General features: G+C 47.6%; 15 protein-coding genes. All 15 read left to right on the top strand.

Features of this window, described 5'->3' with window-relative positions:
* The first annotated feature begins 4 nt into the window (after positions 1–4).
* The 15 genes from BMZ56_RS05955 (at position 5) to BMZ56_RS05885 (ending at position 24,164) form a co-directional block, all read left to right on the top strand.
* A complete protein-coding gene (locus BMZ56_RS05955; RefSeq protein ID WP_218146475.1) occupies positions 5–949 on the top strand; it encodes a PLP-dependent cysteine synthase family protein in 945 nt (314 codons plus the stop codon).
* A 64-nt stretch (positions 950–1,013) separates the two neighbouring features.
* Positions 1,014–2,258: a FecR family protein gene (locus tag BMZ56_RS05950; protein WP_090625448.1), complete on the top strand. Its 1,245-nt coding sequence runs from the start codon at positions 1,014–1,016 to the stop codon at positions 2,256–2,258.
* A 278-nt stretch (positions 2,259–2,536) separates the two neighbouring features.
* Positions 2,537–6,001, top strand: a complete 3,465-nt coding sequence (locus BMZ56_RS05945) for a TonB-dependent receptor (RefSeq protein WP_177195051.1) — start codon at positions 2,537–2,539, stop codon at positions 5,999–6,001.
* Positions 6,002–6,027: 26 nt separating this feature from the next.
* Entirely contained in the window at positions 6,028–7,737 is a 1,710-nt protein-coding gene (locus BMZ56_RS05940) for a RagB/SusD family nutrient uptake outer membrane protein (RefSeq protein ID WP_090625441.1), read from the top strand.
* Between the two features lie 11 nt (positions 7,738–7,748).
* A complete protein-coding gene (locus tag BMZ56_RS05935) occupies positions 7,749–8,888 on the top strand; it encodes a dienelactone hydrolase family protein (RefSeq protein ID WP_090625438.1) in 1,140 nt (379 codons plus the stop codon).
* Between the two features lie 136 nt (positions 8,889–9,024).
* Positions 9,025–10,500, top strand: coding sequence for a sialate O-acetylesterase (locus tag BMZ56_RS25820; RefSeq protein WP_218146474.1), 1,476 nt, complete (start codon positions 9,025–9,027; stop codon positions 10,498–10,500).
* 108 nt (positions 10,501–10,608) lie between these two features.
* The gene (locus BMZ56_RS05925; protein WP_090625434.1) at positions 10,609–12,111 is read left to right on the top strand and encodes an MFS transporter; all 1,503 of its coding nucleotides are present in this window, start codon (positions 10,609–10,611) and stop codon (positions 12,109–12,111) included.
* A 3-nt stretch (positions 12,112–12,114) separates the two neighbouring features.
* Positions 12,115–12,339, top strand: coding sequence for a DUF6814 family protein (locus BMZ56_RS05920; RefSeq protein ID WP_090625431.1), 225 nt, complete (start codon positions 12,115–12,117; stop codon positions 12,337–12,339).
* 241 nt (positions 12,340–12,580) lie between these two features.
* On the top strand, positions 12,581–14,092 hold the full coding sequence (locus BMZ56_RS05915; protein WP_090625428.1) for a carbon-nitrogen hydrolase family protein: 1,512 nt from the start codon (positions 12,581–12,583) through the stop codon (positions 14,090–14,092).
* 223 nt (positions 14,093–14,315) lie between these two features.
* Positions 14,316–14,846 (top strand): RNA polymerase sigma factor, encoded by a 531-nt coding sequence (locus BMZ56_RS05910; RefSeq protein WP_090625425.1) that lies wholly within the window; start codon positions 14,316–14,318, stop codon positions 14,844–14,846.
* A 95-nt stretch (positions 14,847–14,941) separates the two neighbouring features.
* A complete protein-coding gene (locus BMZ56_RS05905; protein WP_090625422.1) occupies positions 14,942–16,111 on the top strand; it encodes a FecR family protein in 1,170 nt (389 codons plus the stop codon).
* 197 nt (positions 16,112–16,308) lie between these two features.
* Positions 16,309–19,731 carry a SusC/RagA family TonB-linked outer membrane protein gene (locus BMZ56_RS05900; RefSeq protein WP_245893097.1) on the top strand — a complete coding sequence of 1,141 codons (3,423 nt, stop codon included), beginning with the start codon at positions 16,309–16,311 and terminating at the stop codon, positions 19,729–19,731.
* A 15-nt stretch (positions 19,732–19,746) separates the two neighbouring features.
* A complete protein-coding gene (locus BMZ56_RS05895; protein ID WP_090625416.1) occupies positions 19,747–21,681 on the top strand; it encodes a RagB/SusD family nutrient uptake outer membrane protein in 1,935 nt (644 codons plus the stop codon).
* A gap of 18 nt (positions 21,682–21,699) precedes the next feature.
* Complete coding sequence (locus tag BMZ56_RS05890; protein ID WP_090625414.1) at positions 21,700–22,911, top strand: DUF4959 domain-containing protein; 1,212 nt, start codon at positions 21,700–21,702, stop codon at positions 22,909–22,911.
* A 23-nt stretch (positions 22,912–22,934) separates the two neighbouring features.
* Positions 22,935–24,164, top strand: a complete 1,230-nt coding sequence (locus BMZ56_RS05885) for a DUF4998 domain-containing protein (protein ID WP_090625411.1) — start codon at positions 22,935–22,937, stop codon at positions 24,162–24,164.
* Positions 24,165–24,205 lie beyond the last annotated feature (41 nt).

Genomic DNA, 24,205 nt, shown 5'->3' with positions numbered 1-24,205 from the left:
AACGTTGGAAAGAGACGAAACGGTCATGATAAAAAAAGGAACATTGGGGCTTATAAATAACACCCCCTTAGTTGTTTTAGATAAATTGCTTACTAACCAAACCCTGTATGCTAAACTTGAATATATTCAACCGGGGGGAAGTGTAAAAGACAGGCCGGCGTATCAAATCATTAAAGACGCTTATGCGAAAGGCGAACTCAAAAAAGGACAACTTGTTGTGGAAATGACAAGTGGAAATATGGGAGCGGGTCTATCGGTTGTTTGCAAGCAATTTGGCAACCCATTTTTAGCAGTCATGTCAGAGGGAAATAGCTCCGAAAGACGAAAAATTTTAAAAGCCCTTGGCGCAGAAGTATTTTTAACCAAGCAGGTTGATGGAGTACCGGGAATGGTTACCGGAAAAGATATTGAATACGCAGCACAGGTTGCCAAACAATATGCAAAAGAAAACAATGCTTTTTATGTTGACCAATTTAATAATCCTTCCTGTGTCTTAGCGCATTATAACACCACAGGTCAAGAAATTTGGAATGATTTGCCAGAAATTGAAGCATTCGTTGCGGTAGTTGGAACCGGCGGAACGTTTGTGGGAACTTCAAAATTCTTAAAAGAGAAAAATCCCAATGTAAAATGTATAGCGGTTGAACCTGAAAATACGGCAATTCTGAAAAAGGGAACCATCAAATCCCCAAAACATATCATTCAGGGAACAGGCTACGGCTTCGTTCCTCCACACTGGGAAAAAGAGTTGGCAGACGAAATCATAACGGTTACCGATGAAGAAGTGGGAGAAATGACAAGCAAATTAAGTCAAGAACAAGGGTTGTTTGTTGGTTTTTCGGCAGGAGCAAATGTTGCTGCCGCCATTAAATTTTTGCAATCCAATCCGGAAACTAAAAATATGGTAACCATACTTTGCGATACGGGATATAAATATTCAGCTCTCTAGAAGATCTACGGGCATCTGTCCGCTCTTTTTGAATGCTTTTTTCGTAATAAGACCCAACTCGGCAATGGAGAGAGATCTATATGTACTTTTGGAACGATACCTGGATAACCGCTGCTCCGCTGCGGATGTGCAGCGTCTCTACGAATATTTCGGTCATCCGGATGATGACGCCCGGTTGGCTGCAGCTATTAGGGAGTACATGATCCGTCATGACGCAGCAAATCCGGAAATACCACCGATAGCCCATGAAATCGCAGGCAACGTCCATCAGCGTGTTTGGGACGCAACACAGCCGGTAGAACGCCGCCCGATTTGGCGCCGGATTCCGTGGGTGATCATACGCTCGCCGTACGCGGCGGCTATTCTCATCGCAGCGGTAGCCGCTGCCTTGATTTTTGCTGCAGACCCAATAGCCAACTGGTCGAACGGACGGATAAGACCCCAAGCTAATACCGTCAATGCAGCAGAAATTGCACCAGGTACCAACCGTGCCACGCTTACATTGGCCGATGGCCAGGCGATTGATTTGAGCGAAGCGCAAGCTGGAATTATTGTCGGGGAAGCGATTACGTACTTGGATGGAAGTTTGGTAATCGATTCGGAGTCTGAAGGTGAAAGTCGGGAAGATAAACCGCAGGCAGGGCCAAAGACTTACAACTTACAACTTACGACTCCGAAAGGCGGCACATACCAGATCACGCTGCCCGATGGCAGCAGGGTTTGGCTCAATTCGGCCTCTACTCTTAGTTACCCAAGCCGTTTTGAAGGCAAAGAGCGCGTAGTGCAACTTGCAGGCGAAGCGTATTTTGATGTGAATGAAGCGCGCACGCTCACCGATTCACAGAAAATTCCTTTTCTGGTACATACACAAAATCAAGTGGTTGAGGTATTGGGCACCGAATTTAATATCTCGGCGTATGCTGATGACCAAGAAACGAAGACGACGCTGGTGACGGGCAGTGTGCGCGTAAGCTCGGATAATGAAACCCTCCAATTATCCCCCAATCAGCAGGCAACATTACGTGGTGATGTGCTACAGGTAAAACAGGTTGATGTTAGGGCTTATACAGACTGGAAAGCGGGTTTTTTCAGCTTTCGGGAGACAAGCTTAACGGATGCGATGAGGCAGCTAAGCAGATGGTATAATTTGGACGTTGCGTACGACGAATCGGTATCCGAAATGTATTTCTTTGGGAAAATCAAGCGAGATAACAACCTGAATAAAGTGTTGTCGATTTTGGAAAAGAGTGGATTGAATTGCCGGATTACAAACGAGAATAATAGGATTAAACTGACGGTACTTCCGTAATTACAACCGTCAACAACATAGTTAACAATTTTATTAACCCCTTAATAGCTAACCGTATGAAAAGGACAAAGACTTAATCAGACGAGACGGTACGGATCCCATAAAAAACCGAATAGTGGTTGCGACACTATCCGGTAACTGTTGGGGTACGCCTATCGAATTGTAAACCAAGGATTAGTTAACCATTTAATAGCACACCCAAACGCTACAAACTTATGAATTTTTACTTATGTGTTAAAGGTTTGCAAAAACCTTTGACTTACCAATTGTTGCTGATTATGAAGTTGGCAATTTTCCTAACCGTATTGACGGTACTTCAGGTCACTGCATCTACGTACGCCCAGCGTGTATCGATGCAGGTCCGAAACATTTCCCTTGACGCCGCCATGCAACAAGTGCAGGCCCAAACGGGCTTCCTTTTTTTCTTTCGGGGTAAAGATGTAGCCTATACCAAAGTAAGTGTAAACATTGCTGATGCCGAGGTGGCGAAAGCGATGGATATGCTGCTGAAAGATTTGCCCCTTTCCTGGACCCTCGAGGATGAAACGATTATCATTTCGCGCAAGACGGGACGAATCACAGCGAACCGGTTAAAGGGACCGGAAAGCGCAGTACAGCAGTCGCAGGTTCGGGGGCGCGTAACCGATGAAGCAGCTAACCCCTTACCGGGCGCTACGGTGACCGTCAAAGGCACGTCATCGGCGGTCACGACGGATGAGGCGGGCAATTATCAAATCACGGTACCCAATCGGGAAAGCACATTGATATTTACCATCCTGGGATTTGATCCACAGGAAATACCCGTTGGAGGGTTGTCCGTTATCAACGCGGCCATGAAAGCATCGCTCAGCGAATTGGATGAGGTAGTGGTGGTTGGTTACGACGTCCAGAAAAAAGTTAACCTGACCGGCGCCGTGGATGTGGTTTCGGGCGAGCAGCTGGCCAATCGTCCGGCACCCAACGTTTCCCTGCTGCTCCAGGGTGCCTCACCCAACATGAACATCAATCTGAATAGTTTCGGCGGCGAGCCGGGGGCTACACAAACCTGGCGGATACGGGGTGTTGGGTCGATATCCAGCGATACTCGGCCGCTCATCCTGGTAGACGGGGTGGAGAGCAACGCCGATTACCTCGATCCGGAAACCATCGAGAGCATCTCGGTGTTGAAAGACGCATCGGCATCCGCAGTGTATGGTTCGCGTGCGGCTTTCGGCGTCGTGCTGATCACCACTAAAAAAGGCAGCAAAGATCAGCCCGCCCGGATTAGCTACAACAATAATATCTCCTTTTCAGTACCCATATATGTACCTGACATGGAAAATTCGCTCATCTATGCAACGGCTTTTAACCAGGCACAGGCAAACGCGGGGCTCACACCCACATTTCCCGATGAGCAGATCGAACGCATAAAAGGCTACATGGATGGCACGTATCCTTACGAATACAACCCGGATAAACCTCCTTACAGCCAATGGCGTGGACGCTGGGATGGCAACGCCAACTACAACTGGGCCCGGGAGTATTACAAACGATACGTCCTGCAGCAAAAACACAACGTCAGTTTGAACGGCGGCGACCGCAGGAGTCAGTACTACATCAATGCAGGGTTTTTTGACCAGCCCGGCGCTTACAGCTGGGGGGATGACGGATTCAAGCGGTATAACGTGCTGGCAAATGTTAAATCGCAGGTCGCTGATTGGATTTCATTCGACTTCAGTGCCCGGTATGCCCGTACGGAAACCGACGCGCCACTGGGCATGGTAGGGCTGGAACGCACGTATACTTGGTCGCAATTCATCGATTTCTGGCCCACTATGCCGAAGTATAACATCGATGGCTCCATTGCTAACCCACTGATTTTGGTGCTTGAACAGGGTGGGCGCATCGTTACCGAAAACCACGACTTATGGCTGAATATCGGCACCGAAATTGAGCCTATACCGGGGTGGAAAACCAACCTGTATTACCGGTATAATTACCGTTGGGGTTCGGAAACCCGCAATCCCAAGCCCGTACCTGTGCCCATACCCAATGGTACGACCGGAAATATCGGCGAAGCGACGAGTGGGTACCGGTCTGTCATGAACCAGGGGCAGTATGATAAGATTACCCTGTTCACCTCTTACGAAAAGCGCTTGGAGCGGCATTATTTCAAAGTGCTCGCGGGATATGAGCGGGATGCCGATTTCAACCGCGGTCTCAATGGGTTTAAAACGAACCTTATCACCGAACAGGTGCCGTCTATACACACGGCTACAGGTGATTTTACCTTGGACGACTGGATGAACCACTGGGCTACCGAGGGTATATTCGGCCGCATCAACTACAACTACGATGAAAAGTACCTGTTCGAGGCCAGCGGCCGCTACGACGGCTCATCCCGGTTTCCTTCTGGCCAGCGGTGGGGCTTGTTCCCTTCGGTATCGGCGGGCTATAACATCTCCAAAGAAAATTTCTGGACACCGGTATCGCCCTATGTCAACGCCCTGAAATTAAGGGCGTCCTACGGCTCCCTCGGAAACCAGAATGTCGCCAATTACCTGTACCTACCCACCATGGGGGTTAAGTACCGGCGGAATGCAGATAGCTATAACAATCCCGGTTACCTCATCGGCGACGAAGTGCCGCTCTATGCATTGGCACCAGCGATCATTAGCGATAACCTGACCTGGGAGACGATCACCACGTTTGACATCGGCGTAGAGGCTGGATTCCTTAAAAATAGGCTGGATGTAATGTTTGACTGGTACAACCGTACCACATCAGATATGCTGGGGCCGTCCGTCCAGCTGCCGTCGGTACTGGGCACCGGCGTACCGTTGACGAACAATGCCAAATTGTCTACCAAGGGATTTGAACTGTCGGTGGGCTGGAAAGACCGGCTGCCGTCGGGATTGTCCTACGATGCCAGGCTCGTGCTGGGTGATTCCAAGACGACCATTCTGGAATACCGCAATGAATCGGGCTCAATCAATGGCTGGTATAAAGGTCGGGTACATGGTGACCAGTGGGGACTGACCACCGACCACGTTATGCAGAATGCCGGTGAGCCCATGCCAGATCAGTCGTTTTACTATAAAACCTGGGGGCCGGGCGATATCGTCTATAAAGACTTGGATGGCAATGGGATTATCAATGAAGGCGGGCGTACGTTGGAGGATCATGGCGATCTTTCAGTCATTGCCAACACCACGCCGCGATACACTTACGGATTCACCGGTGGCCTCAACTGGAAAGGATTTGACCTGAACATGATCTGGCAGGGGGTGGGTAAGCGAGCGTTTCTTCCAGGCGTTGACGCAGAATATTTCTGGGGGCTGAATGTCGGGCCCAGTAACTCCGGTATTTTTAAGGGTGGCCGGATGCTCGATTACTGGAGGCCAGCCGACGAAACCAACCTGTTGGGCGCCAATACCGATGCGTACTTCCCCAAGCCTTATTTCTCCGCAGAGCGATACAAGAATGCCCGTTATCAGAGTCGGTATGTGCTGAATGCGGCGTACCTAAGGCTTAAAAACCTGCAGATAGGGTACACGGTGCCGTCACCTGTGCTGAATAGGCTATCCGTGAAAAGCGCACGGATTTACCTCTCCGCAGAAAATCTCCTCACGTTCTCCAGGTTGCCCAAGATGTATGAGCCGGAGACAGCGGTTGCATCCAATCCGCTGGATGGCGGTGTGGATCTGGGTGAAACTTACCCCATCAGCCAGATGTACTCATTGGGTGTTAATTTTATTTTTTAAGTACCGATAACCAAAGAAACAACGACATGAATCGACTCAGAATTATCCTGTTCTCCTTCATCGCCATCGCCATTGCCGCCTGCGAAAAAGGAGGTCACCTCGAAAAATATCCACTGGACGCCATTACTGCACCGGTTTTCTTCAAGACACCGAACGACCTGAAACTATACGTTAACCAGTATTACGACCGGAGCAACTTTCCGATCATGGACAAAGGCCGGGGAGATGTCGGCACCGATATCTACATCAGCGAAACATCCGTCAATACCCGCTTCCAGGGAATCCGGACGGTGAATAATGCTCCCGCTCTCAACTATTCCGGTGTCCGGAGCATCAACTACTTTTTCGCCAACTACCACAACGTGGAAGCGGATTTCGAAGCATATAAGCAATATGTAGGAGAGGCCCATTTTTTTAGGGCGATGTTCTATTTCAACCTGCTGAGGACCTTCGGCGACGTACAATGGATTGACAAGGTGCTGACCATGGAATCCCCTGAACTTTACGAAGCACGGGCTCCACGCAATATCATTGCCGATAAAATTGTGGCTGATTTGGATACGGCAGTTGAATACCTCTCGGCTGAGAAAACCAACGGTTATACGCGAATCAATAAATGGATCGCTCTACTGTATCAATCGCGGGTTGCCCTGTATGAGGGCAGCTGGGAAAAATACCATGCCGGTACGGCATTCGGTGTCGCTGATGCCTCTCCCCATAGATATTTCGAAAAGGCCGTCGCTGCTGCTGAACAAATAATGGCTTCCGGATTATTCGATATTTATGCGACAGGCCATCCCGGCAGTGATTACAATGACCTGTTCGGATTACGGGATTATTCGACCAATCCCGAAGTAATGTTCTGGACCAAAATGGACCGTGACCTGGGTATACACAGTCACAGTAAGCTTTACCGGATGGAGACGCCCGAGGGCTATGGGATCACAAAGGAAATGGCGGATTCTTATCTTTGTGCCGATGGAAAACCCATCGGCAAAAGCGATCTTTTTAAGGGTTATTCTAATTTAACGGTGGAAGCAGAAGGCCGGGACCCCCGTTTCAGGCAAACGATATTCATCCCCGATGCCCCTTGGATGGTTGCACCCGATGGAACCGTTCGTACGTGGCAGGAGGTTTACGACCGCCTGTATACCAACTCGACGAATTCGTCCGCCACGGGGTATATGCGCCGGAAGGATTACAATCCGAATTCAGTCTATCACGACCTCAATTTTGAGGAGACGCCATCCATCCAATTCCGGTATGCGGAAGTACTGCTCAACTACATCGAGGCCAAGGCTGAGTTAGGTCAAGCAACCCAAACCGATATCGATAATACGATCAAGAAACTGCGTGACCGCGTGGGCATGCCGAATCTGCTGCTGGATGCCATCGACGCGGATCCAAATTGGGAGTTTCCCGCATTGTCGCCGCTGATTAACGAAATCCGGCGGGAGCGTAAAGTGGAATTGGCATTGGAGGACTTCCGCTGGAATGATATTGCACGGTGGGCCGCCGCCGATGAGCTCATCATCGGCAAGCGACCAACGGGGGCGAGGGCTGCACAGTTCCCCAATAAACCGGCATTGCCCGTAAACGCGGCCGGCTTTTTGGATCCGTTTGCCAATGCAGTACCGGGAGGCTATGGATTTGATGCTGACCGCGATTACCTTGATCCCCTCTCTATTAATGAACTTACACTCAATCCGGCATTGGGACAAAATCCGGGTTGGTAACCAAAATGACTATGTATATTACTTGTTTAGAAAAAAGGCTAGCCGTATTAACGGCTGCCTTTCTGCTGATTACGATTACCCATCCGGTATGTGCGCAGGATGCCAAGGTGCTCACGGAAGCAGAAGACGAAATGCGTATCGACGCATATGAGCAAGAGCTCGAAGATTACCTCACCCATTACCTCGTGGATGAATATGACGCACGCGCCGCGATGGCGTGGAACCGCGACTACAGCAGCGCCGACGCACTGGTACGCAGTGTTGCACCCAATCGGCTGCGCTGGGAAAAAGAGGTGATTAAACCGCCACATTTACAAAAGACAGGTCCGCTTTTGAGCAAACCATATAACCTGTTGGGCACTGACGCTGAGTGGTTGGAACTTCCATTGGGAAATATTGCAGCCAGGGCGGTGATCGCATACCCAGAAGGAGCCAGCAAAGCAAACCCTGCGCCCCTGGTCATTGCGTTGCATGGTATCGGAAGCGGCCCCGAAACGGCCTTTGAGGACGGAAAAAGCTACCATGCATATGCAAAAGCATTGCTGGATGCGGGGTTTGCCGTAATGGCCCCCCTGAACATGCGTAGCATACCACGCCGAAACAATATCGAACGGCTGGCGCGGCTGGCTGACGTGAGTCTTCCGGGTATCGAATTGGCACGACTTCAGCATCTGCTGGACGTGGTGTTGCAGGACGAACGTATCGATGCCGACCGGGTGGGTGCCTGGGGGGTGTCGCTGGGAGGAATGGCCACTTTGTTCTGGATGCCATTGGAACCACGTATCAAAGCCGGTGTCGTGTCGGCGTGGTTCAATCACCGGATCAATAAGATGGTGGTGCCGGATGAACGTTACAGCAGTTTCGCAGCGGGCAATGAAGAACATGCTTTTTTTAGCGGCTGGCTGACCGAATTTTCCGACCACGACGTCGTTTCGCTGATCTGTCCGCGGCCCATTCAGATACAACATGGTAAAAAGGATAATATCGCTTACTGGCCGCAGGTTGTGGAAGAGTTCGAGCGCTCGAAAGTGCATTACGAGCGCCTGGAACTATCGAATCGCATCGATTTAGTTCTCCACGAAGGTAGTCATGAAGCGTTGGTGGCCGAAGGCGTGGCGTTTTTAAAAAAATGGCTTGACAACGACGAATAGATACTACCCGTAACTAAAAAAAGATAATGCCGGCACAACCAGCCGCGGACTCACATGGGTTTATTTTTATATTGTTTCTTGACAGAGAAAGTGCATCTTTGTTATAAGAATCTGATCGCAATCAAAAACAAAAAAAATGAACGTAACGGTTAAGTCCGCAGTCAGGTGGTTATTCGGGTTATGGATAGCGATGCCTTTGTTGATTTTCGCCCAACAGCGGGATAGCACGTTCCATCTTTACATACTGATGGGGCAGTCGAATATGGCCGGTCGCGGTCCGCTGACGGAGGAATACAAATCGATAAGCCATGAGCGGGTGCTCATGTTTGCAAAAAATCAGCAATGGGTGCCGGCAACGCACCCGCTGCATTTCGACAAACCGAAGGCGGCGGGCGTAGGCCCCGGTCTTTCCTTTGGTATCGCGATCGCCGAGGCGTACCCAAACGCTACCATCGGGTTGGTGCCCTGCGCGGTTGGGGGTACATCCATTACGAAATGGACGCCAGGAACGTTTGATCCCCCGACGAAGACCTATCCCTATAATGATGCCGTTGCCCGCATTATGGAAGCCATGAAATACGGGGTAATAAAAGGGATCATCTGGCATCAGGGCGAAGGAGATAGCAATCCGGATGCTGCAGCACGATACATTGATCGGCTAAGTGAGCTCATCCAACGGATACGTACAGTGGTCGGTGACCCTGATTTGCCTTTCGTTGTAGGCGAATTGGGACGGTATAAGGAGCAATATGACTATATCAATAAACAACTGCCGACGTTACCGACTAAGGTAGCCCATACTCGCGTTGTCTCATCCGAAGGGTTGTGGCACCACGGCGATGGCACGCATTTCGACAGCCCTTCGGCCGCTGAATATGGGCGGCGCTATGCGGTGGGCATGCTGCAGCTGCAGGGCAAACAGACGGCGGTCGCCGTTGATACAGCAGGAAGTGATAAGATATACCTCTCACAGAAGGAGCAGGCGGAAGGTTGGGAATTGCTGTTCGACGGCCGCGATCCAGCGATCAGGTGGCAAAGTGTTCGGGGAGACCGGTTTCCTTCAGCAGGTTGGGTCGTGGAAGATGGCGTACTGACCCTATTGCCGGGGCGAAAGGGAGGCGATATCATCACCCGTGAACAATTCTCGGATTTCGAGCTGGTACTCGATTTTAAACTTGCCGATTCGGCGAATACCGGTATCAAGTATTTTGTAGCTCCCTTAGAAAATGGCAAGGGAGAGGTGACACTGAATGGCCCCGAGTATCAGCTCATCGATGATTTCCGGCACGAATCCGTCAAAAGCGGCAAAAGCCCAAAAACAAGTACAGCATCCCTGTACCTCTTGTATCGACCAAAACGGAAAATACTCAAAGATGGGGCCTGGAATGAAGCTAGGATCGTGGCCAAAGGCAAACATGTGGAGCATTGGTTAAATGGAAAAAAGATGCTCGAGTATGAGCGCGGCTCGCCGGAGTTCAGGAAGCGCGTGTCGGGTACAAAGTTCAACGAATATCGCACCCCGTATGGAGAGGCCGCTTTCGGACATATTCTCCTGCAGGATCATCAAGACGGTGCTTACTTCAAGAATATCAAAATTAGGCGATTGGATTAATTGAAATTCATTGAATTCACGATTCTTTTGCGCTTATTCCATAAATAATATTACTTTAGCACGCTAACATTTTTTAGATAGCTACTCATTCTGTTATAAACCGATTTTATGGAAGAAAATTCTGCAGGCGTCACCGTCTCCTCCAAGAAAACATTGTGGAAAGTGATCGGTGCATCCTCCTTAGGCACGTTGATCGAGTGGTACGATTTTTACATCTTCGGAAGTCTCGCCCTCATTATCTCTACCAAGTTTTTTCCGTCGGACAATCCGACAGCGGCCTTTCTATCTACATTGGCAACATTCGCCGCCGGCTTTGTGGTGAGGCCCTTCGGGGCACTTTTCTTTGGCCGTTTGGGCGATATTATCGGCCGTAAATATACCTTTATGGTGACGTTGCTCCTGATGGGCTTGTCTACGTGTGCCATCGGGCTCGTGCCCGGGTACGAGACGATCGGTTTCGCAGCTCCTCTCCTGGTACTGTTGCTGCGTCTCTTGCAGGGACTGGCCCTCGGGGGAGAATACGGCGGGGCGGCTACCTATGTAGCCGAACATTCCGAACCGCATAAGCGGGGTTTCCGCACCTCCTGGATTCAAACGACGGCAACCGTGGGATTGTTTATTTCCCTGGCGGTTATTATGCTGACCAAAAGCAGCATGTCTGCCGAAGCTTTTGACGATTGGGGATGGCGGCTGCCGTTCCTGCTCTCGTCGGTAATGGTTGTCGTATCTTATTTTATCCGCCGCAATATGGACGAGTCACCATTATTCAAAAAGGCGAAGAGCGAGGGGAATACATCCACTAATCCGCTGAAAGAGTCATTCGGAAACAAGTTTAATTTTAAGTTTGTATTACTGGCCCTGTTCGGTGCTACCATGGGACAGGGAGTTATCTGGTATACGGGTCAATTTTATGCATTGTCGTTCTTGCAGAACGTGTGCCATGTAGATTTTGATCAGACCAACTTTATTATTGGTGCCGCTTTGCTGGCGGGAACGGGTTTTTTTGTGTTTTTCGGTTGGTTATCTGACCGGATCGGACGGAAGCCTGTGATGCTTGCAGGTATGCTGTTGGCTATCCTGACGTACCGGCCAATTTATGACCGGATGTACCAGTTCACGGATGTTACCACTAAGCAGGAATTAGTCGATCAGCAGCGTGCGGAAGGAGACGCGATTATAAAGGTATATGACGATGGCAGTACGGCCACTTGGGTAACCGAAGGCGCGACGACGACGCAAACCGTGCATGTGGGACGTAGTGCATTTTGGTCCATTGTATTGCTGGTATTTATCCAGGTGTTATACGTAACCATGGTATACGGCCCGATAGCCGCTTTTCTGGTGGAGATGTTTCCTGTGCGGATACGCTATACCTCCATGTCGTTGCCATATCACGTCGGAAACGGTATATTCGGAGGGTTGTTACCGGCCGTGGCAACGTATCTCGTAACCAAAGCGCAAGTAGCCAATACAGCGGTGCAGCAAGCATCGGAAGCGCTTCCTTACGACAAACCGCACCTGGCCGGGCTGTGGTATCCCATACTAATTGCCGGTGTGAGTTTCATCATCGGGCTGCTATATCTTAAAAATAAAAACCAAAATGTCCAGTAAACCATGAATACGATTAAACGAATTTTAGGTGTTGTTTGGATTATTCTTGGACTGGTGGCAGGATACTACCTAATCATCAGTCAAGCCATTCCGCAGTTCACAAGCGGTAAAACGGAGGATTTGGTTCCGGCTATTATTTACACGTTTATTCTGATGCCTATTATAACCGGAGGACTGTGTATTTTCGGGTGGTATGCATTACAGGGCGAATACAACACCAGTGAGTAGCCAAAACGCATCCGAGTTCCGTAAGTAGGTGTTTTCGTCTGCTGCGGAGCAAGCCTTGTAAAGACGCAAGTGCAGCGCAGTGGATTCCAGCTTGCGAGTGGCAGACCGAAACTCTTGCGGCGCACAAGCCCTGCCGAGATAGGAGTAAATACACGCGCGCGGTTACTTGCAGCTGTCAAAATGATTCGTTACGTTTAAGGCAGGATTCTGTATGTTAACAGGTTCGGGTAATTGAACGCATATGAATATTCATGTCAGAAAGCTGTCATTGAAGGACTACAATGACTTAATCGACTCCATGACGCAGGCCTATGGAGGTGTGGGTGGCCTATGGACACGGAATAACATCCGGGACCTCATTGGTATGTTCCCCGATGGTCAGTTGGGAGTGGATGTGGATGGCCGTGTGGTGGCCTGTGCATTGGCGATTGTGATTGATACACAAAAGACGGATATTACCCATCCCTATCGGGAGATCATTGCCGAAGGAACATTTTCCACGCATGATCCGGAGGGCAATGTACTGTATGGAATTGAGGTATTCGTACATCCCGAGTTTCGCGACTTACGATTGGGAAGACGGTTATACGATGCGCGTAAGGAGTTGTGCGAACATTGGAATCTGAAAGGTATTCTTGTCGGCGGCCGTCTGCCGAAGTACCATGAACATGCCGATGAATTAACTCCGAGGCAATACATCGAAAAGGTCAAGCGAAAGGAAATTTACGACCCGGCGCTCACCTTTCAGTTGGCCAATGACTTCCACGTCAAAAAAGTGCTGAAGAATTATTTGCCGGGGGATTTGGAATCACGCGAATATGCTACCTTGTTGGAATGGAATAACATTTACTACGAACCCAAAACGAGGGCGGCATCGCCGACCAAAAAAACCATCAGGCTCGGGCTGGTGCAGTGGCAGATGCGTACCTTCCGGGACATTGCGGCGTTCCATGAGCAGGTAGAATTTTTTGTGGATGCCGTGAGCGGATACGGGGCGGATTTTGCGCTGTTTCCAGAATTTTTTAATACGCCATTGATGGAATCTTACAACCACCTGCCCACTACGGAGGCCATGCGCGAACTGGCCAAACTGACCGAACAGACGCAGCAGAAGATCCAGCAACTTGCAGTTTCCTATAACGTCAATATCATTGCCGGGTCCATGCCATTTGTAGATGAAGCCAACAAACTCTATAATGTTTCGTACCTCTGCCAGCGTAATGGAAAGACCGAAGAATATAGAAAAGTGCACATCACGCCCAATGAAACGAAATATTACGGCATGTACGGCGGAAACGAAGTTCGTGTATTTGATACCGACTGTGGAAAGGTCGGTATACAGATCTGTTATGATGTAGAGTTTCCGGAGTTGGGAAGAATATTGGCCGATCAAGGGGTTCAGATCTTGTTTGTACCCTTTCTGACCGATACGCAGAACGGATATACTCGCGTTCGGAATTGTGCCCAGGCACGGGCCATAGAAAACGAGTGTTATGTCGCGATTGCCGGCTCGGTAGGCAATTTGCCCAAAGTCAACAACATGGATATCCAATACGCCCAGTCAGCTGTGTTTACACCCTCCGATTTTGCGTTTCCCACGAATGCCGTTAAAGCGGAAGCCACGCCCAACACAGAGATGGTGTTGGTAGTGGATGTAGATTTAAATTTATTGAAGGAACTTAATCAATATGGTACGGTGAAAAATCTGCTCGATCGACGAAAAGATTTGTATCGCGTGTCGCTAACTAAATAACTAGCTGCCATTAAATATGGTACGGATGCAGGACACCGCAGGATAGTTTTTTGTATCATTTTAGATAGCATTGTGTGGCAAATGAATGCAGAAGATAACCCTGTATTCTAAACTAACCGTGGAAGGTAAACCGCCATTGCGGTCTGCGCAACTTGTTGGACAACTGAAGTGAGCCGCTATGCAGTTGTAAAATGAGTCTTTAATATAAACTTAACTTTGAGCAATGTTATCCAACAATAAAACGGGAATATCGCAACAGACCTTCAATGAAATATTTGAACGGTATTATCGGGCAATTTGTTATTTCGTTTTTCAGCTAACCAATAATGAACAACAAGCTGAAGATATCGCAGCTGAGTGTTTCCAAAAAGTATGGGTCAATCGGATGAAGTTCAATGAATTACCATCCATAAAGGCTTTTCTGTATAAAGCAGCCAAAAATGCAGCACTTAATTATTTAAAATCGCTGAAAGTGCGGTCAACAGCACACGAGGAAATCCTCTATTTATCGGAAAATAGTGAGGATTTTATCCTGGCTAAAATCATGAAAGCACAATTGCTTAACTACGTCTACGATAAGGTGGAAGAATTGCCACATAAAATCAAGGTCATCTTCAACCTGATTTATCTCGATGGTCTTTCAACGAAGGAAATTTCTGAAAAGCTAAACACCTCAGAGCAAAATGTTCGCAACGCCAAAACCCGGGCACTGCACCTAATCAAGAAATCGCTGGGGCACAAAAGCTTAGTGTAACCAGCTAAAACGTTTTTTATTCTTTTTGTAAAAAAAGTTCGATTCGTTGAGTTGAAATTCTGTGTCAGTTGTTATAGTAATGAAACAGGCCAAATATGAACCCGGAATCAGAACGAATAGAAGAATTGTTCAGGTTGTTTATCGACGGTAGTTTAACCGAGTTACAACGCATCGAATTGCAAGGATATTTAACGAAATATCCGGAGTTGAATACGTTGTACACCGAGCTTGCCGACGACGATTCTTTTTTACTTCACGAGTGGGCTGATTTTGCTGGGTTTAACGACACAAAGCCTACAGAAATTTCAGGCCGCAAAACTTATTTTTCGTTTTCTTCAATACGATTGGTTGCAGGCTTGGCGTTGTTCTTTACTGTATTTGCAGCCGTTTGGCTTTACAGAAGCCACACGGATAAAGCCGACTATCTGACTCGAAAGGAGCGATACAAAAATGATATCAATGCGGGTTCGAATAAAGCAATGGTCACATTGGCGGACGGTAACTTACTTTTTCTCGGCGACGCATCAATAAGTAATAAATTCAAGCAGAGCGGAGCCCCCGGAGTTGAACTTTCAGAAGGGCAGATCACCTATTTGCCTGTAAATAAGGAGAGATCGGCAGGTTTTAATACCGTTCGAACGCCGGAAGGTGGGCAGTATCGTGTTGTGTTGCCGGATGGCAGCTCGGCAAAGTTAAACGCGGCGTCGAGCATCCGCTTCCCGGCTGTTTTTGGTCATAAGAAGCGTGTGGTAGAAATACAGGGAGAGGTTTACTTCGATGTTGTTTCGGACAAAGCGCGGCCCTTTGTTGTAAATTTGCCGAACCGCGCGCAAATCGAGGTACTAGGGACGTCCTTCAACGTGAAGGCTTATCCCGACGACATGTTCATCAACACAACGTTGGAAAAAGGCAGTGTAAAGTTCAAAGCAGGAGAAGATGCCCTACTGATAAAATCCGGTGAACAAATACAGCTGACTACGCAAGTATCAAATCCTGTACTGTTGAAACGAAGGGTGGGATTGAATACCGAAACTTCCTGGAAAGATGGCTACTTCAACTTTGAAAATGCGGAGTTGAAAACGATCATGAAGGAGGTTGCCCGGTGGTACGATGTAGATGTTGAATATAAAACACAGATTACGGAGCAATTCAGCATACTCATGCTCCCCCGAAGCTTCTCTATTTCCAGGCTACTGGAGTTGCTGGAACTGACAGGTCACGTCAAATTTATAATCGATGGGAGGAGGATTACCGTTATGACATAAAGAATACTACCGATATAAAGCTGGAGAAGCCACACCGGAGGCAACCGGTGCGGCTGATTCGTCCAGTTCAGTAACACCTATAAAGCTTTGCGATCACTTTTAGGTTATGTGTTATATAGCTAAACGAAATCAAAATTATGCATTTTTTTTCTTTTATGGGGAGAAATATCTACTTATCCCCTTTTACTAGCTTTTTATTGTATTTGAAAATCGCCGCGTTTTTTATTGTATTCGCTTCCCTTCAAATCCATGCAAAGGGAGTGGCGCAAACTGTCCGCTTGGACATGTCCAACGGTAGTGTAACGGCATTGATTAAAGATATACAGCGGCAAACCGGATTTGCCTTTCTGTATAACCGCAACGATATTGAAGAGCTCGATGCAGTCAGTATTTCCATCGAATCCGATAATATCAGTGAGGTGCTTGCCGAAAGCTTGAAAAACCTTCCCCTCGATTTTGTGGTGAAGGAAGACGAGAAAGTAGTCATTCTAAAAAGAAGCGCCAGAAAAGTAAATCGGGAGCGGCTTCTTGCAAGCTTGCGGCAGCAATCCACGGTTCAGGGAATTGTTGTCGACACATCCGGAACCCCACTCGCCGGGGTTACTGTATCAGTGAAAAATCGGACAACCATGGCAACGAGTACCGACCTGAACGGCAGGTACGTGTTGCAGGTGCCTGATGGTGCTGTTCTTGTATTTACAATGGTCGGGTATCACACCCAAGAAATGGACGTCGGTAGCCAGCGAGAAATCGATGTGGTGCTTGAAATGTCGGCTTCATTACTGGATGACGTTGTCGTGGTTGGCTTCGGTACGCAGAAACGGAGGGATGTGGTCGGCTCGGTCACGTCCGTTAGCCCCGGTGACCTGAAAGTGCCTTCCAGTAACCTAACCACCGCATTGGCAGGCCAGGCGGCTGGTATTATCGCGTATCAGCGAAGCGGGGAACCGGGGCAAGATAATGCCGATTTCTTTGTCCGAGGGATAACTACCTTTGGGACAAACACCAACCCGTTGATATTAATTGACGGTATCGAACTCTCAGCAAACGATCTTGCTCGCCTTCGCCCAGACGACATTCAAAGTTTCTCCATATTGAAAGATGCCACCGCAACAGCGTTGTACGGTTCCCGCGGTGCAAACGGAGTGATTTTGGTCGTTACCAAACAGGGTAAAGAAGGTCCTGCAAAATTTTCATTCCGCGTCGAAAATTCGATATCGGCTCCAACGCAGACAGTTGATGTGGCTGATCCCGTAACGTATATGAAAATGCACAACGAAGCGATCCTTACCCGGGATCCCCTGGGAACCATTCTATATTCGCAGGAAAAGATTGAAATGACGGAGGCAGGCAGGTATCCGCTTATTTACCCCGCAAACGACTGGAAAAGCATGTTGTTTAAGGAGTATACGATGAATCAGCGGAGTAATTTGAATGTCAGCGGAGGTGGTGGAGTTGCGCGTTACTACGTTGCCGGTTCATTCAATCGCGACAACGGGATCTTGAACGTGGACAAACGCAATAACTTCAATAACAACATTGCCATTAATAATTACGATCTGCGTTCGACCGTAAACATTGACCTGACCAAAAGCACTGAATTGATTGTACGTTTGAGTGCCAATTTCGAAGAATACAAAGGTCCCTTGCGCGGGGGAGCGGATATGTATAATTTAATGGTCCATTCCAATCCGGTGCTGTTCCCTGCTTATTACCCCGCGGACGAAGATTTCCAATACGCGCAACATATTTTGTTCGGCAACTTCAACAATAGTAAAATCAATCCCTATGCAGAAATGGTCCGTGGTTACAAAGAGAAGTCCCGCTCACAGATATTGGCTCAATTAGAATTGAAGCAGGGTTTGGATTTTATTACCCAGGGACTGTCTGGCAGGGCAATGTTAAATATCAGCCGCTTATCGCAATTTGCGGTCAACAGATCATATAATCCGTTTTATTATGAACTTAGCAGATATAACAGGTTAACAGGAGATTACAATTTAGTAGAAACTGACATTGGTACAGAATATTTAGGATACGGGGAATTGCCGAATGACAGAGAACAATATTCCTCGTTTTATTTTGAAGGAGCCCTAAACCATGTACGTGATTTCGGGAAACACAACATAAGCAATATGTTGGTGTTTCAGGCACGGGAGACGTTGAAAGCCAACACCGGTTCGCTGCAATTGTCGCTTCCTTCCAGAAATCTAGGTTTGGTGGGGCGGGCAACCTATTCATATGACGCCCGCTACTTCGCTGAATTTAACTTTGGATATAATGGAAGCGAACGTTTTGATAAAAATAACCGTTTCGGCTTTTTCCCATCGGCAGGCGCGGCATGGCTTATATCCAACGAAAAGTTTTGGGAGGATATAAAGCCCGTTGTTAGCAATCTGAAACTGCGCTATACCTATGGTTTAATCGGGAACGATCAGATTGGTTCTGCCGAGGATCGGTTTTTTTATCTTTCCGAAGTGAATATGGATAACGAAGGAAGACGAGCCATTTTCGGATCGGAATATAATACGATTTATAACGGAATCACGATTAGTCGATATGCCAATCCTTATATATCCTGGGAAAAATCCTATAAACAGAATTTCGCACTTGAACTGGGTTTATGGAATGAACTGAATATCGTTGCGGAATATTTTACTGAAAAAAGAGACAATATCCTGATGACGAGGGCAAGTATTCCCAATACCATGGGCTTGACGGCAACACCGCGAGCAAATGTAGGCGAAGCATCGGGCAAAGGTGTAGATATGATGTTGGAATACCAAAAAAACTGGAATAGCAACTTCTGGTCTTCGGCGCGTGCAAATTTCACGTATGCAACCAGCCGATTTGATGTGTACGAGGAACCGGAATACAACGAACCTTGGCGCTCAAGAGTAGGAATGTCATTAAATCAGGCAATCGGGTATATTGCCGAACGGCTTTTTGTTGATGATGAAGAAGCTGCCAGTTCGCCACCGCAAAATGTCGGTACTTCTCAATATGGTGGCGGAGATATCAAATACCTGGATGTAAACCGTGATGGTAAGATTACCGAAGCGGATAAAGTTCCCTTAGGTTATCCTGAAGTTCCTGAAATTGTTTATGGATTTGGGATTTCAACCGGATTTAAAGGATTTGATTTTTCGGTATTTTTCCAGGGGGCTGCCCGGCAATCGTTTTGGATCAATGCGTATAGTACAGCCCCGTTTCTGGCTGATGCCCAGATCCTTCAAGCTTATGCCGACAGCTACTGGTCTGAGGAAAATCAAAATTTATATGCTACCTGGCCCCGACTGGATACAAGGATCAACACAAACAACGTCCCGGGAGCCTATATTGATTCAAATGGTGCCTATCAATGGCCTTCAGACCAACGGAATACCTGGTTTATGCGAAATGGCAGTTTCTTGCGCGTTAAGCAGGCGGAATTGGGCTATACAGTACCCGACCGGTTAACTGATCGGATAAAAATGAATAATCTCCGGATCTATCTCAGTGGAACCAACCTGCTTGTTTTCAGTAAATTTAAAATGTGGGATGTGGAAATGGCCGGTAATGGATTGGGCTATCCGAATCAGCGGGTATTTAACATCGGGGTAAATTTTAACTTTAACTAGTTAAGTGTAAGCGATATGAAAAGATTTAAAATTATAATAGTTGCCGCTATAATGACCTTAACTGCCTGCAGCAATTGGTTGGACGTAGTACCCGACGGTATTGCTACCTTGGATATGGCATTCAATTCGAGAACACAGGCCCGTAAATATTTGGCGACTGCCTATTCCTATATGCCAAAGAATGGAGGGGCCGGCGATCCGACCACCTTAGGCGGCGACGATATATGGACGAGAAGAACCACCCACTTTTCTAACCGGTTTTCACTTGCCGGTTTGGATATCGGCGAAGGATTGCAAAACGCAACCAGTCCGATACTTGCAAGATGGGGCGGTATGTATGAGGCGTTACGTGTTTGCAACACGTTTTTGGAAAATGTCGATTTAGTCCCTGACTTACCTGCATGGGAGCGGGAACAGTGGACCGCCGAGGCAAAGGTTTTAAAGGCTTATTACCATTTCTGTCTGGTACAGATGTACGGTCCGATACCGCTGATCCGCGAAAATATGCCGGTAGATGCGGATGTATATGCGGTGAAAGTCGAACGGGAACCGGTAGATGAATGTTTCAATTACATCGTGCAGTTACTGGATGAGGCAGCTGAGGGCGACATGCTGCCCACCATTATACTGGATCCGGCAAGTGACTATGGACGTATTACCAAACCCATCGCGCTTTCATTGAAGGCAAAAGTGTTGGTAACAGCGGCAAGTCCGTTGTTCAACGGTAATAATGATCAGGCAACGTTGAAAAATCACGACGGCACGCTCCTGTTCGATGCAGCTTTCAAAGCCGAGAAATGGGAAGCGGCAGTGGCCGCATGCAAAGAAGCGATTGATATTTGCCATGAAGCTGGGATCAGGTTATATACGTTTGACGATGCGGCCAACCGATACAACGATACAACCGTCTTGAATGTAACCCTTCGCAATGCTTTTAACCTGCGTTCAAGCAGTGAAATTATCTGGGCAAATACGCAAATGATTTCAATTCCCACGAGTGGGGGGATGATCCATGCATCCATGCCGAAACTAAATCCAGATTACGTCAATAGCAACGACATCTGCCAGTGGTTGGGTATGCCCATCAAAATTGCCGAAATGTTTTATACAGAAAACGGTGTACCGCTTGATGAGGACAAAACGAGAAGTATCGGAGATCTTTACAACCTCCGGACCGCACAAGCAGCGGATAAACTTTATATCCGGCAGGGAAGAACCACGATTGATATGCATTTCGACCGTGAACCCCGTTTTTATGCCTGGGTAGGCTTCGATGGCGGTGTATGGTTCGGAGCGGGGCAATATAATGATAAAGATGCTTCGTCGTTAAGATACCTTGCCTTTAAAGTGGGCGAAACAGACGGCTCGCAGGGACAGGGTAACTGGACCGGCTATATCCCCAAAAAATTCATTCCTTATGAGGCCCAACTTAATGCGATCAACAGCATATCTTCACCAAGTTATGCCTGGCCTGTCATGCGGTTGAGCGATCTGTACCTGTTATATGCCGAAGCGATAAACGAAGTCGAAGGTCCCAACGGATCCAATAGCGCCGAACTGTTTCGATACATCGATCTGGTTCGTGCCCGTGCCGGTTTAAAAGGTGTGAAGGAATCGTGGGATAGGTACACGAATAACCAGAAATACAACACCCAAGCTGGTCTGCGTGGAATTATACAACAGGAACGCATGATCGAACTTTCGTTCGAAGGACAACGCTTTTGGGATATCCGGCGGTGGAAAACGGCGCCAACTGAATACCATACCCCCCTGCAAGGGTGGAACATGATGGTGTCTACCGTTGATGGGACAGAAGAAGAAGTTAACCGGCTGATGTACCAACCGCAGCTTTTGTTAAAACAAGAATTTGGCGTCCGCGACTATTTCTGGCCGATCAGAACCAGCGATATTGAAGTGAACCCAAATTTAGTACAAAATATTGGGTGGTAACGATTAACATATTAAATCATGAAAAATAGAATTATAGCTATCGGTATCTTACTAATGTCGATTCTATGGATCAGTTGCAAGGAAGAGGGGCGTATTGATTTTATCGACGATACAGCAGCAGCTCCTGGTCAGGTGACAAATGTAACCGTAGAAAACAGACCGGGAGGAGCTGTATTGAAATATGCATTGCCTGTAGATAGAAATCTGCTTTACGTCCGTGCTGAATATGAAATCAAACCTGGGGTAATACGCGAAACAAAATCTTCGTACTTCAAAGATTCCTTGGTTCTGGAGGGATTCGGCACCACGGATACGTACGACGTTAAACTATATTCCGTAGGGAAAAATGAAAAAGAATCAGCACCTTATGTTGTACAGATTAACCCAACGACGGCTCCTGTACGGCTAGCAACGAAAAAGTTCAGGGATACTTTTGGAGGGGTAGCGATCGATTTCGAAAATCCTGAAGAAGCAAATTTGGCCATCGTATTGATGGCGGATACAGCGAATTTGGGATATATGAGTGAGTTAATCACGTATTATACCGCTACGCCAAAAGGAACGTTTACGTATCGCGGTGTTGACGGATTGGATCCCGAAGAACATGAATTTGCGGTGTACATCCGCGATAGATGGGGTAATCTTTCCGATACCTTGACTTCTAAGGTGACACCGTGGTTTGAAGAGTTTATCCCCAAATCTACCTGGAATGCTTATACGTTGCCCGGTGATATACCTCCGGTTAATGCAAGTTACCCAACGACAAGAATATGGGATGAGAATTATGATCAGGATGGATTTCACGGCCTGGAAACCCAAATGCTTCCGCACAACATCACGTGGGACCTGGGAAGGACCGTCAAATTAAGTCGTTTGAAATATTGGCCCCGCAAGCATTCAGACGACAGATGGAAGAGAGGGCATGCCAAAGTATTTGAAATATGGGGTTCTGTTTCGCCCAATCCTACCGGGGAACTTGACGACAGTTGGATCCCGCTCGGTCGATTTGAGAGTTTGAAACCATCCGGCCCCGGCTCGCAGATTACCCAAGAGGACATAGCCTTTGCTGATGAAGGCATCGAATTTGAATTTGGCGTGACTGATTTCGCCCCGAATCCGTTCACCCCGGTAAGGTACATCAGGTTCAGGACCGTATCTACCTATGCCAATGCATCCTTTTCGACCGTTCACGTTTTGGAATTGAGCTTTTGGGGAGAATTAATCAATTAAACTTGGATCATTAAAAATCATTTATGATGAAGAATACACTATTTGTCATCTTTATTGGGGTCATTTTGGGATTCTCTTCATGCGATAGCGAAACGGATATTTACGAGGGTTATGTCGTTCCAAACGGATTGATATATCCGGGGCCGGCACATACCCCGATTGCATATCCCGGCGATAATCGCATCAAAATAGCGTGGCTGAGAGGTACCGATCCCAGAATACAGAAAGCAAGAATATTCTGGAATAATTACACCGACTCGGTTGAACTGCCTGTGGCTGCAGACGTAGATACGGTCAGCTATATCATCGACCCGATTAGCGAAGGCACCTATTCATTTATGATTCACACCTATGACGACGAAGGGAATAAGTCCATTCCTATTGAAATGCTGGGTGCGGTGTATGGCGATAATTACCGCAGCTTGCTGACGAATCGTTTGTTGAAGAGTACCTATTATGATGGACAGGATCTTAAACTGAATTGGGGTACAGCCGAAAGCTCTGAAGTAGGTATCCATCTGAACTGGACGGATATAAATGGTGATAGTCAGACCACGGATGTCGATACATCGGACATCGAAACGCTGCTTCCAGATTTCAACATTGATAGGCCTTTGTCCTATAGTACGACATATAAACCGGACTCGCAGGCAATCGACGTATTCCAGGCGGCAACGGTCGAAACAATGATTGATCCGGTGGTATTGATTCCAAAGACTACCTGGGTTGAAAAGCCTATGCCGGGTGATCTAGGAATTAACGGTAGTTATCCCTTAACGCAATTATGGGATGAAAACACAACCAATTTCATGCACTCGGATGATCCTGCAACCTTACCAGGTACACTTACATGGGATTTAGGTCTGAAAACCAAACTGAGTAGGATGAAGCTGTGGCCGCGGAACAATAATGACGATCGCTGGAACAGAGGTCATCCGAGGGTATTTGAAATATACGGATCCTTAGCCCCGAATCCGGATGGCAGTTTGGATGGTAGTTGGACGCTTTTGGGTAAATTTGAATGTGTTCAACCGTCAGGTAATGGAACTGCTGATCCTTGGCAGGCTCCTACAAATGAAGATATTGCGCTTTCTGATAACGGGTTAGAATTTGAATTTGTGCCGGGCGCTTCGGTTGATCCCGATGCGACGGTAAGGTACATCCGGTTCAGAAGCATTGAGCATTTCAATCCTACGCAACCCCCGCGTATTTTACTTGCTGAAATCAGTTTTTGGGGAGAGTTGATAAAATAAACTATTTTTTATTTTTTCTCGCAAAGCCGCAGAGTCGCGAA

Origin of the sequence: Parapedobacter indicus (genome assembly GCF_900113765.1) — a bacterium.
In the GTDB taxonomy this organism is placed as follows: Bacteria; Bacteroidota; Bacteroidia; order Sphingobacteriales; family Sphingobacteriaceae; genus Parapedobacter; species Parapedobacter indicus.
The sequence above is the reverse complement of the archived record's forward strand: the minus strand, read 5'-3'. Positions and strand labels throughout refer to the sequence as shown.

What these genes read in the sequence shown, in the direction of transcription:
- BMZ56_RS05950 (WP_090625448.1), top strand. Translation starts at nt 1,014, where the DNA reads ATGGAGAGAGATCTATATGTACTTTTGGAACGATACCTGGATAACCGC.
- BMZ56_RS05945 (WP_177195051.1), top strand. Translation starts at nt 2,537, where the DNA reads ATGAAGTTGGCAATTTTCCTAACCGTATTGACGGTACTTCAGGTCACT.
- BMZ56_RS05940 (WP_090625441.1), top strand. Translation starts at nt 6,028, where the DNA reads ATGAATCGACTCAGAATTATCCTGTTCTCCTTCATCGCCATCGCCATT.
- BMZ56_RS05935 (WP_090625438.1), top strand. Translation starts at nt 7,749, where the DNA reads ATGTATATTACTTGTTTAGAAAAAAGGCTAGCCGTATTAACGGCTGCC.
- BMZ56_RS25820 (WP_218146474.1), top strand. Translation starts at nt 9,025, where the DNA reads ATGAACGTAACGGTTAAGTCCGCAGTCAGGTGGTTATTCGGGTTATGG.
- BMZ56_RS05925 (WP_090625434.1), top strand. Translation starts at nt 10,609, where the DNA reads ATGGAAGAAAATTCTGCAGGCGTCACCGTCTCCTCCAAGAAAACATTG.
- BMZ56_RS05920 (WP_090625431.1), top strand. Translation starts at nt 12,115, where the DNA reads ATGAATACGATTAAACGAATTTTAGGTGTTGTTTGGATTATTCTTGGA.
- BMZ56_RS05915 (WP_090625428.1), top strand. Translation starts at nt 12,581, where the DNA reads ATGAATATTCATGTCAGAAAGCTGTCATTGAAGGACTACAATGACTTA.
- BMZ56_RS05910 (WP_090625425.1), top strand. Translation starts at nt 14,316, where the DNA reads ATGTTATCCAACAATAAAACGGGAATATCGCAACAGACCTTCAATGAA.
- BMZ56_RS05905 (WP_090625422.1), top strand. Translation starts at nt 14,942, where the DNA reads ATGAACCCGGAATCAGAACGAATAGAAGAATTGTTCAGGTTGTTTATC.
- BMZ56_RS05895 (WP_090625416.1), top strand. Translation starts at nt 19,747, where the DNA reads ATGAAAAGATTTAAAATTATAATAGTTGCCGCTATAATGACCTTAACT.
- BMZ56_RS05890 (WP_090625414.1), top strand. Translation starts at nt 21,700, where the DNA reads ATGAAAAATAGAATTATAGCTATCGGTATCTTACTAATGTCGATTCTA.
- BMZ56_RS05885 (WP_090625411.1), top strand. Translation starts at nt 22,935, where the DNA reads ATGATGAAGAATACACTATTTGTCATCTTTATTGGGGTCATTTTGGGA.